Origin of the sequence: Streptomyces sp. NPDC046831 (assembly GCF_040645305.1) — a bacterium.
GTDB lineage: Bacteria > Actinomycetota > Actinomycetes > Streptomycetales > Streptomycetaceae > Streptomyces.
Genome location: NZ_JBEYXZ010000045.1, coordinates 39,263 through 49,529 on the forward strand (window position 1 = coordinate 39,263; position 10,267 = coordinate 49,529).

The window sequence follows — 10,267 nt, forward strand, 5'->3', positions numbered from 1 at the left end:
GACGGCGGGACGTCAGTTCTGCGAGGAGACCGAGGAGGAAGGGCTGTCGGCTCCCGGTTCGAGGGCGTCCAGCGCCCGCCGCAGCCCGGTGAGCTTGCGTTCCAGGTGCGCGGCCGTGGCCACCGCGGCCGCGTCGGCCGACTCGTCGTCCAGCTGCTTCGACAGCGCCTCGGCCTGCTCCTCCACGGCCGCCAGCCGGGCCGACAGCTCGGCGAGCAGGCCGGCCGACTCCTTGCCCTCGCCGACGCCGCCCTTGCCGCCGCCCTCCAGCTGCAGCCGCAGCAGGGCCGCCTGCTCCTTGAGCTGGCAGTTCTTCATGTACAGGTCGACGAAGACCGAGACCTTCGCGCGCAGCACCCACGGGTCGAACGGCTTGGAGATGTAGTCCACCGCGCCCGCCGCGTAGCCCCGGAAGGTGTGGTGCGGGCCGTGGTTGATCGCGGTGAGGAAGATGATCGGGATGTCCCGGGTCCGCTCCCGCCGCTTGATGTGGGCGGCCGTCTCGAATCCGTCCATGCCCGGCATCTGGACGTCCAGCAGAATCACCGCGAAGTCGTCCGTGAGCAGTGCTTTGAGCGCTTCCTCCCCGGACGATGCCCGCACCAGCGTCTGATCCAGCGCAGAGAGGATGGCCTCCAGCGCCAACAGATTCTCCGGCCGGTCATCGACCAGGAGGATCTTGGCCTTCTGCACCATGGCCCGCCCTCCTCGCCCCGGCTTGGGGCCGCCCCTGTCCGCAGGAACCGGGAAGACACTCGCGGGTGCCGCCCCGGCGGACGACTCCCTTGCGCCGCCCGTCCTTGTGCCGGTCATCGTAGCCGCACCCCGCTCGTCGCCACACCCTGTCACTGCGATGTCACTGTGCACGTAGCGGAAACGCAGCGGGAGTCCAGAAAGTTCCCCGATTCCCATGCTTCTACACGGCTTCGTACCGTACTTGCGCACAGCCTCGGCCATATTCACTCGGCACCTGCACACGAGTGTCCGGCACTCCCCGCCTCCGCCGGGCCGCCCGCCGCCGGCGTCACGGCGCGGCGCGACGGACGCGCCGGCGGGACCGGACCACCGGCAGGACCGGGCCGCCGGCCGCCCCGGCCGGAGCCCCGTCGAGGGCCCCGCCACCGGACGCCTGCCTCAGACCTGCCTCACTCCTCGGACCTGCCTCACTCCTGCCGCGTCCACTGCTCCATCACCGTGAGCAGGTGGTCGGGGTCGACGGGCTTGGTGACGTAGTCGGAGGCACCCGACTCGATCGCCTTCTCCCGGTCGCCCTTCATCGCCTTCGCGGTCAGCGCGATGATCGGCAGCCCGGCGAACTGCGGCATCCGCCGGATCGCCGTGGTCGTGGCGTACCCGTCCATCTCCGGCATCATGATGTCCATCAGGACGACCGCCACGTCGTCGTGCTGCTCCAGGACCTCGATGCCCTCACGGCCGTTCTCCGCGTACAGCACCGACAGGCCGTGCTGCTCCAGCACGCTGGTCAGCGCGAAGACGTTGCGGATGTCGTCGTCGACGATCAGCACCTTCGCACCGCCGAACCGGACGTCCCGGTGCGCCCGTGGCGCCGCCTCCTGCTCCCCGGCCGGCCACGGCTCCCGCGCCGCCGGCCCCGGCTGCGCGTGCCGCTGGTCGGCCGGCGGCAGGCTCCTGCGGCGGCGCCGGAAGAGCGCGGCCGGACCGTTCTGGGTCTCCTGGTACGACTTCACCTCGGCCGGGGTCTCGATCTCCGCGGCGGACAGCTCAGACGTGTCGGCTCCCGCCGACTCGGCTGCGGCGACCAGCTCGTCGGCGCCCAGCGAGGACGCCGGCTGCTGGTAGCCCTGCGGCGGCAGCTCCCCCGGGTGCAGCGGCAGGTACAGCGTGAACGTCGAGCCGCGCCCCGGCTCGCTCTGTGCGTGGATCTCACCGCCGAGCAGCTGGGCGATCTCCCGCGAGATCGACAGGCCGAGGCCCGTGCCGCCGTACTTGCGGCTCGTGGTGCCGTCGGCCTGCTTGAACGCCTCGAAGATCACCCGCATCTTGCTCGCCGCGATGCCGATGCCGGTGTCCGTGACCGAGAAGGCGATCAGCGGCGCGTCCGGGTCGGTCAGCGAACCGGCCTCCAGCAACTGCTCCCGGATGGCCTGCGGGACGTCGTCACGGGCGGGCCGGATGACCAGCTCCACGGACCCGGAGTCGGTGAACTTCACCGCGTTGGACAGCAGGTTGCGCAGCACCTGCAGCAGCCGCTGCTCGTCGGTGTGCAGGGTCGCGGGCAGCTCCGGCGACACCCGCACCGACAGGTCCAGGCCCTTCTCCGCGGTCAGCGGCCGGAACGTGGCCTCGACGTAGTCGATGAGCTGGACGAGCGCGATACGCGTCGGGGAGACGTCCATCTTCCCCGCCTCGACCTTCGACAGGTCCAGGATGTCGTTGATCAGCTGCAGCAGGTCCGAGCCCGCCCCGTGGATCGTCTCGGCGAACTCCACCTGCTTCGGCGAGAGGTTGCCCTCGGCGTTGTCGGCGAGCAGCTTGGCCAGGATCAGCAGCGAGTTCAGCGGCGTGCGCAGCTCGTGCGACATGTTCGCCAGGAACTCGCTGCGGTAGCGCATGGACACCGCGAGCTGCTCCGCGCGCTCCTCCAGGACCTGCCGCGCCTCCTCGATCTCGGAGTTCTTCGCCTCGATGTCGCGGTTCTGCTGGGCCAGCAGCTCGGCCTTCTCCTCCAGCTCGGCGTTGGAGGCCTGCAGCGCCTTCTGCCGCTGCTCCAGCTCCTCCGACCGCAGCCGCAGCTGCTCGGTCAGCTCCTGCGACTGCTTCAGCAGCTGCTCCGTCTTGGTGTTGACCGAGATCGTGTTGACGCTGGTGGCGATCATCTCCGCGATCTGGTTCAGGAAGTCCTTCTGGATCTGCGTGAACGGCGTGAACGACGCCAGTTCGATGACGCCGAGCACCTTGCCCTCGAACAGCACCGGCAGCACGATCACCTGCGCGGGCGGCGCCTCGCCGAGCCCGGAGGAGATCTTCAGGTAGCCGGTGGGCGCGTTCTCGACCAGGATCGTGCGCTTCTCCTCGGCGGCGGTGCCGATGAGCGCCTCACCCGGCCGGAACGACGTCGGCATCGACCCCATCGAATAGCCGTACGAGCCGAGCATCCGCAGCTCGTACTGGTCGTCGCCCTCCGCGGCGAGGTCCCGGCCGTCGACGAGCGGCACCGCGACGAAGAACGCCCCGTGCTGCGCGGAGACCACCGGGGTCAGTTCGCTCATGATCAGCGAGGCCACGTCCTCCAGGTCGCGGCGGCCCTGCATCAGCGCGGAGATGCGGGCCAGGTTGCCCTTGAGCCAGTCCTGCTCCTTGTTGGCGATCGTGGTGTCGCGCAGGTTGGCGATCATCTTGTTGATGTAGTCCTGCAGTTCCTGGATCTCGCCGGACGCGTCGACGTCGATCTTCAGGTTCAGGTCGCCGCGGGTCACCGCGGTCGCCACCCGCGCGATGGCGCGCACCTGCCGGGTCAGGTTCCCGGCCATCTCGTTCACGGACTCCGTCAGGTCCCGCCAGGTGCCGTCGACGTCCCGCACCCGCGCCTGACCGCCGAGCTGCCCCTCGGTGCCCACCTCGCGGGCCACGCGCGTGACCTCCTCGGCGAACGAGGACAACTGGTCGACCATCGTGTTGATCGTGGTCTTCAGCTCCAGGATCTCGCCGCGCGCGTCGATGTCGATCTTCTTGGTCAGATCGCCCTTGGCGATGGCGGTGGTGACCATGGCGATGTTGCGCACCTGACCGGTCAGGTTGGACGCCATCTGGTTCACCGACTCGGTGAGGTCCTTCCAGGTGCCCGCCACGCCCGGGACGTACGCCTGCCCGCCGAGGATGCCGTCCGTGCCCACCTCACGGGCCACCTTGGTGACCTGGTCGGCGAAGGAACTCAGCGTCTTCACCATGGTGTTGAAGGTGTCGGCGAGCTGCGCCACCTCACCGCGCGCCTCGATCGTCACCGTCCGCGTCAGGTCGCCGTTGGCGACCGCCGCCGCGACCTGGGAGATGTTGCGCACCTGCATGGTCAGGTTGTTGGCCATCAGGTTGACGTTGTCGCTGAGGTCCTTCCAGATGCCCGTGACACCGGGCACGTGCGCCTGCCCGCCGAGGATGCCCTCGGTGCCCACCTCGCGCGCGACCCGGGTGACCTGCTCGGCGAACGACGAGAGCTGGTCCACCATCGTGTTCACCGTGGTGACCAGCTCGAGGATCTCACCCTTGGCGTCGACGGTGATCTTCTTCGACAGGTCGCCCTTGGCGACCGCCGTGGTGACCTCGGCGATGTTGCGGACCTGGATGGTCAGGTTGTTCGCCATGAAGTTGACGGACTGCGTCAGGTCCTTCCAGGTGCCGGAGACGCCCTGCACCTCCGCCTGGCCGCCGAGGATGCCCTCCGTGCCCACCTCGCGGGCCACCCGGGTGACCTCCTGGGCGAACGACGACAGCTGGTCCACCATCGTGTTCAGCGTGTTCTTCAGCTCCAGGATCTCCCCGCGCGCGTCCACGGTGATCTTCTGGGAGAGGTCACCGCGGGCGACGGCGGTGGCGACCTGGGCGATGTTGCGGACCTGCGCGGTCAGGTTGCCCGCCATGCCGTTCACCGAGTCGGTCAGGTCCCGCCACACACCGGCGACGCCGGGCACCTGCGCCTGACCGCCCAGCCGGCCCTCCGTGCCCACCTCGCGGGCCACCCGCGTGACCTGGTCGGCGAAGGCGGACAGCTGGTCCACCATCGTGTTGATGGTGTTCTTCAGCTCGAGGATCTCACCGCGGGCGTCGACGTCGATCTTCTGCGAGAGGTCGCCGCGGGCCACCGCCGTCGTCACCTGGGCGATCTGCCGCACCTGCGAGGTCAGGTTGCCCGCCATGAAGTTGACGGAGTCCGTGAGCTCCTTCCACGTGCCCGACACACCGTCCACGCGGGCCTGACCGCCCAGCCGGCCCTCGGTGCCCACGTCCCGTGCCATCCGGGTGACCTGGTCGGCGAAGGACGACAGCTGGTCCACCATCGTGTTCACGGTGTTCTTCAGCTGGAGCATCTCGCCGGAGACGTCCACCGTGACCTTCTGCGACAGGTCGCCGTTGGCCACGGCCGTCGTCACCTGCGCGATGTTGCGCACCTGACCGGTGAGGTTGCGGAACGCCGTGTTGACGGAGTCCGTCAGGTCCTTCCACGTCCCCGCCGCGCCCGCCACCTGCGCCTGCCCGCCCAGCTCACCCTCGACGCCGATCTCCCGCGCCACGCGCGTGACCTCGGCACCGAACGACGACAGCTGGTCCACCATGCCGTTGACGGTGTTCTTCAGCTCCAGCATCTCGCCGGCCACGTCCACCGTGACCTTCTGCGACAGATCACCGTTGGCCACGGCCGTCGTCACCGCGGCGATGTCCCGCACCTGCGTGGTGAGGTTCCGGAAGACCGTGTTGACGGAGTCCGTCAGGTCCTTCCACGTCCCCGCCGCGCCCGGCACGTTCGCCTGCCCGCCCAGCCGGCCCTCGGCGCCGACCTCGTTGGCCACGCGCGTGACCTCGTCCGCGAAGATCCGCAGCGTCTCGGTCATCTGGTTGATCGTCTCGGCGAGCTGCGCGACCTCGCCGCGCGCCGGCACCGTCACCTTCTGCGACAGGTCACCGTTGGCGACGGCGGTGGTGACCTGCGCGATCCCGCGCACCTGGGCGGTCAGGTTGCCCGCCATCAGGTTCACCGAGTCGGTGAGCTCCTTCCAGGTGCCCGCCACGCCCGGCACGTGCGCCTGGCCGCCGAGGATGCCGTCGGTACCCACCTCACGGGCGACCCGCGTCACCTCCGAGGAGAACGCGGACAGCTGGTCGACCATCGTGTTGACGGTGTTCTTCAGCTCCAGCATCTCGCCGGCGACGTGCACGGTCACCTTGCGCGACAGATCGCCCTTGGCCACCGCCGTGGTCACCAGCGCGATGTCCCGCACCTGCGCGGTCAGCCGGTAGGCCATGGTGTTGACCGAGTCCGTCAGGTCCTTCCACGAACCCGACATGCCGCGCACCCGGGCCTGACCGCCCAGCTTGCCCTCGGTGCCCACCTCACTGGCCACCCGCGTGACCTCGTCGGTGAAGGTCGACAGCTGGTCGACCAGGTTGTTCACCGTCCGCCCGACCTTCAGGAACTCCCCGCGCAGCGGATGCCCGGCGCCCTCCGGCGCCTGCGTCCGCAGCTCCATCCGCGGCGACAGATCACCCTCGGCCACCGCGGAGAGCACCCGGCCCACCTCGGAGACGGGCCGCGCCAGGTCGTCCACGAGCGCGTTGGCGTTGTCGACCGCGGCCGACCAGGACCCCTCACAGGCGCCGGTCTCCAGACGCTCGGTCAGCTTGCCCTCGCGGCCCACCACGCGGCGCACCCGCGCCAGTTCACCCGTCAGGTGCAGATTGCGGTCGGCCACCTCGTTGAAGACCGCGGCGATCTCCGACAGCACTCCGTCCCCGGACACCGTCAGCCGCTTGCGGAAGTTGCCGTCGCGCATCGACACCAGAGCGGCCAGGAGACGGTTCAGCGAGGCCGTGTCGACCACGGTGGTCCCGTTCCGCGCCACCCGCTGGTTGCTCAGGGACTGTCCGCCCTTCGCGCGCGTCTTCGTGCCACGCGTCGCTGCGCCAGACTCCACTGTGTCCCTCCCGCGGGGCTCGACCGTCACTGCTTGGCTGGGCGGTAATCCTGCTCGACGTACCGGTTGCTTCGCGCGTGCCCGCCGGTGCCGTCGGACCGCACGTAGGGCTGCTGCCCTCCGCCGTCGGAGCTCACTCAGCCTGCCCGGCTAGTCACCGGAAGCCTGCCCAGTGTTTCACCCCTGCTGAACCAGGCCATAACAGTTCGGCAGCTTCGCACATCGTCCGCACACCTCTGGGCGGAAACACTGGCGACCGGCATCCGCACGGACGGCGAAGGTAAGTAACCTTGCACGGGGCTGTCCAGCCGCGCCGGTCCGTCCGGCCTGGGCGGTGGCACGGAACGAGCGGGCATCGGAGGCGGCCGCACACATGACCACCGGAGTGATCGCCGGGGGGCAGACCCCCGAGCCACAGCCGAAGGGCCCGCAGCTGCCGGAGCAGCGCAACGACCCGGACGGCCCCTCGGGCGAGCACGTCGACAACCGGACGAGGAGTTCTGTGATCACCGCGCGCGCGGCCGCCAGCTTCGAGCCCGTCGGACGATCGGTCGCCACCGCCCGGTCCTTCGTCCGCGACACCCTCCAGGGGTGGGGGTTCGGCGACATCGTCGACGACGCCGTGGTCCTCACCAGCGAACTGGTCACCAACGCCGTCGTCCACGCCGGCACCGCCGCCGAGGTGGCCTGCCTGCGCAGCGACGACGCCGTACGGATCGAGGTGTCCGACCGCTACCCGGAGCGCGAACTCCCCGTGCAGTCCACCGCGGTCAACATGGGCAGCCCCGACAGCGAGGGCGGCCGCGGCCTGCAACTGTGCGCGGCACTGGCCCGCCACTGGGGCGTGGAGTACACGCCCACCCACAAGAGCGTCTGGTTCCAGCTCGACCTGCCCGAGCGCCCGGTCGGCGCCCGCGCCGCCGGCCCCGCCCTGCCCACCGCTCTCCTGCCGGTCGCCGACGGCCGGGTCCGGGTCGCCGTCGTCCAGATCGACCGGAGCGGCACCATCACGGCCTGGAACGAGGACGCCGAAAACTTGTTCGACTACCCCGCCGAACAGGTCACGGGCAAGCCCCTCACCGACCTCGCGGCCTGGCCGCACACCCCGGGCACCAGCACCGGCATCGCCGAAGCGCTCCGGCTCTCCCGCTGGGAGGGCAGCTACGGCATCCGCGGCGCCCACGGCCGCGTCATCCCCGTCTACGCCTCCCACCTGCGCGTCCGCGACACCGACGGCGAGCCCTCCACGGTCTGCCTGCTCGTCCGGGACCACGAACGGGCCGTCCTGCAGACACCGATGCGTGTCCCCGCCTCCTCCGACGCGGGCGCCTCCGCCGACGGCTCCGGCAGCGACCCCTTCGAGGTCTTCATCGGCTCCCCGCCCCCCGACGACCTCGACGGCCTCCTCCAGCGCACGGTGGAACGCGCCCGCGACATGCTCGACGGCGACGCCGCCTTCCTCCTCCTGGCCACCGACGACGAGACGGAACTGGAGGTCCGCGCCTCCACCGGCCTGCCCTCCGCCCGCCAGCGCTTCGCCCGGGTCCCCGTCGAGGCGGGCCCCGGCCGCTACGGCTCCGCCCGCATGCCGGCCGTCCACGACGACCTCACCGCCGTCAACGGCGCCGTCCCCCTCCTCAACGGCACCGGGATGCGCTCGGTCGTCACCGTTCCGCTGAAGGTGGAGGGCCGCCTCACCGGCTCCCTCGGCGTCGCCGCCGAGGCCCCCGGCCGGTACTCCAACGAGGAGGCGCTGCGCCTGCAGTTCGCCGCCGACCGCATCGCCCTGGCCGTCGAGTCGGCGCGTCTCGGCGAGCTGGAGCGTCTGCGCCGCGGCTCCCTGAGCTTCCTGGTCGAGGCCTCGGACCTGCTGGCCGGCACTCTCGACCGCGACCAGACCCTCGCCCTGATGGCCCAGATGACGGTCCCGACCCTGGCCACGTGGTGTGCCGTCTACACCATCGCCGACCAGGCGTCCGAGCCGTACCTGTCGTACGTCCTGCACGAGGACGAGGAACTGATCGACGGCATCAAGGCCCTGCTGTCGAGGATCCCGCCGCCGGACCCGGTACCGACCCCGGGCGCCCGTGTCTGGGCTGCTCCCGGCGAGGCGGCCCACCAGGCTGCGCTGCGCACGTCCATGCGCAGTCTCGGCCTCGGCGACTCGCCCCAGCGGATCGGCACGACCATCGGCCCGACCCTCGCCACCGCCGCCGCGGTCGGCGGCGAGACGGTGGTCCTGCCGCTGGTCGCCCGCAACCGCGTCATCGGCATGCTGACCCTCGGCAAGCCCACCGACGAGCACTTCCGCCAGGAGATCCTGGAACTGGCCGAGGACCTCAGCCGCCGCGCCGCGCTCGCCCTGGACAACGCCCGCCTGTACTCGGAGCGCACGGCCATCAGCCAGTCGCTCCAGCGCAGCCTCCTGCCCCCCGGCCTGCCCGACATCGACGGCGTCGAGGTCGAGGTCATCTACCGGGCGGCCGGCGAGGGCAACGAGGTCGGCGGCGACTTCTACGACCTGTTCCCCATCCGCGACGGCGCGTACGGCTTCGCCATCGGCGACGTCTGCGGAACGGGCCCGGAGGCGGCCGCGGTCACCGGCCTGGCCCGGCACGCGCTGCGGCTCCTGGCCCGCGAGGGCTTCGGCGGCCCGGCGGTCCTGCAGCGCCTGAACGCCGCGATCCTCGACGAGGGCGCCCGCAGCCGCTTCCTCACCCTGCTGTACGGCGAGCTGTGGCCGCAGGAGGACGGCAGCGCACTGCTGAAGGTGGTGTGCGCCGGCCACCCGCTGCCGCTGCGCCTGCGCCAGGACGGCACGGTGGAACCGGCCGCCGAGCCCCAGCCGCTCCTCGGCGTCATGGACGACCTGGAGTTGTACGAGCAGACCGTCAGACTCGACCCAGGGGACGTCCTGCTGTGCGTCACGGACGGCGTCACCGAACGCCGCGAGGGCACCAGGATGCTCGGCGACGACGGCCTGGCCGACGTCCTGACCACCTGTACCGGACTGACGGCCGGCGCCGTGGCCGCCCGCATCATGCGTGCCGTGGAGCGCTTCGCCTCTGATGCGCCGTCCGACGACATGGCGATCCTGGCGATGCGGGTGCCGGAACTCATGAAGGACTGAGCGGAAGAACGCGAAAGGCCCCGCCCGGAAGGGCGGGGCCTTTCTGCTAGAGCCCCCAAACGGAATCGAACCGTTGACCTTCTCCTTACCATGGAGACGCTCTGCCGACTGAGCTATAGGGGCCGGTCGCTCGACGAGGTTTCCCTCGCGGCAACGGAATAGATCATACCCCGAACACAGCCGTGCTCCCAACCACCGCCGGCCGCTTCGCGGAGCCGTTTCCGACGTCGCTGCAGCACTCCCCCGCGGGCGTGGCAGGCCGGGACGACCCACCAGGAGGTTCACAGCGGCGTCCGAGCCGGCCGGCGGCCGTACGCATACCGGGGCAACAAAAAAGGGTTGGACCCGGAACCGAAGTTCGGGGTCCAACCCTTTTGAAGAATTGTTCGGCGGCGTCCTACTCTCCCACAGGGTCCCCCCTGCAGTACCATCGGCGCTGTGAGGCTTAGCTTCCGGGTTCGGAATGTAACCG

General features: G+C 70.5%; 3 protein-coding genes, 1 tRNA gene and 1 rRNA gene. 1 reads left to right on the forward strand and 4 read right to left on the reverse strand.

The window, feature by feature from the left end:
- Positions 1-12 precede the first annotated feature (12 nt).
- Together ABZ920_RS27775 and ABZ920_RS27780 are read right to left on the reverse strand one after the other, a co-directional pair.
- Positions 13-696: a response regulator gene (locus ABZ920_RS27775; RefSeq protein ID WP_361510602.1), complete on the reverse strand. Its 684-nt coding sequence runs from the start codon at positions 694-696 to the stop codon at positions 13-15.
- 467 nt (positions 697-1,163) lie between these two features.
- Complete coding sequence (locus ABZ920_RS27780; protein ID WP_361510605.1) at positions 1,164-6,665, reverse strand: HAMP domain-containing protein; 5,502 nt, start codon at positions 6,663-6,665, stop codon at positions 1,164-1,166.
- A gap of 373 nt (positions 6,666-7,038) precedes the next feature.
- Here ABZ920_RS27780 and ABZ920_RS27785 point away from each other — a divergent pair, with 373 nt between their 5' ends.
- Positions 7,039-9,795 (forward strand): SpoIIE family protein phosphatase, encoded by a 2,757-nt coding sequence (locus ABZ920_RS27785; RefSeq protein ID WP_361510608.1) that lies wholly within the window; start codon positions 7,039-7,041, stop codon positions 9,793-9,795.
- Positions 9,796-9,845: 50 nt separating this feature from the next.
- Here the strand turns inward: ABZ920_RS27785 and ABZ920_RS27790 are convergent.
- Positions 9,846-9,918 (reverse strand) — tRNA-Thr (locus tag ABZ920_RS27790).
- A 261-nt stretch (positions 9,919-10,179) separates the two neighbouring features.
- Positions 10,180-10,267 (reverse strand): 5S ribosomal RNA (gene rrf, locus ABZ920_RS27795); the annotation flags it as partial.